The following is a 693-nucleotide window of genomic DNA, read 5'->3' on the forward strand; positions in this document are numbered from 1 at the left end:
GTATCAGGACGGCACCACCGACATCACCCGCACCGTGCCGATCGGCCAGCCGACGCAGGAGATGCGCGAACGCTTCACCCTGGTGCTGAAAGGCATGATCGGCATTTCCACCTTGCGCTTTCCCGCCGGCACGCGCGGCTCCGAGATCGATGCCGTCGCGCGCATGGCGCTGTGGAAGCACGGCTGCGACTTCGCCCACGGCACCGGCCATGGCGTCGGCTCGTATCTGGCCGTGCATGAAGGCCCGCAGCGTATCGCCCGCACCGGCACCGAAAAGCTGCTCGAAGGCATGATGCTGTCCAACGAGCCCGGCTACTACAAGGAAGGCTCCTACGGCATCCGCATCGAGAACCTGATCCTGGTGACGCCGGCGCAAGAGATCGAGGGCGGCGACATCGCCATGCACGGCTTCGAGACGCTGACGCTGGCGCCGATCGATACCAGGCTGGTGCAGTCGGACCTTCTGACGCGTGACGAGTTGCATTGGCTGGACTCGTACCACGCGCGCGTGCTGGCCGAGATCGGCCCGATGCTCGACGGCGAAACGCTGGCCTGGCTGGAGAAGGCCACCGCGCCGCTGCCGCACGACGCGAAGATTTGATTTTTCTGAGGCGCCGAGGGCGTGTCGAGATTCAGGTCAGGACGAGCGAAAACGATGGGTTCCGTGAACCGGAGCGAAGCGTACTTTTGGGT

General features: G+C 64.8%; 1 protein-coding gene. It reads left to right on the forward strand.

All coding sequences use genetic code 11. The features are described from left to right. The coding region (locus EN914_RS37360; RefSeq protein ID WP_127389781.1) for a M24 family metallopeptidase at positions 1 to 601 on the forward strand (601 nt) is incomplete at its 5' end. Positions 602 to 693 lie beyond the last annotated feature (92 nt).

Origin of the sequence: Mesorhizobium sp. M7A.F.Ca.CA.001.08.2.1 (genome assembly GCF_003998455.1) — a bacterium.
Classification (GTDB): domain Bacteria; phylum Pseudomonadota; class Alphaproteobacteria; order Rhizobiales; family Rhizobiaceae; genus Mesorhizobium; species Mesorhizobium ciceri.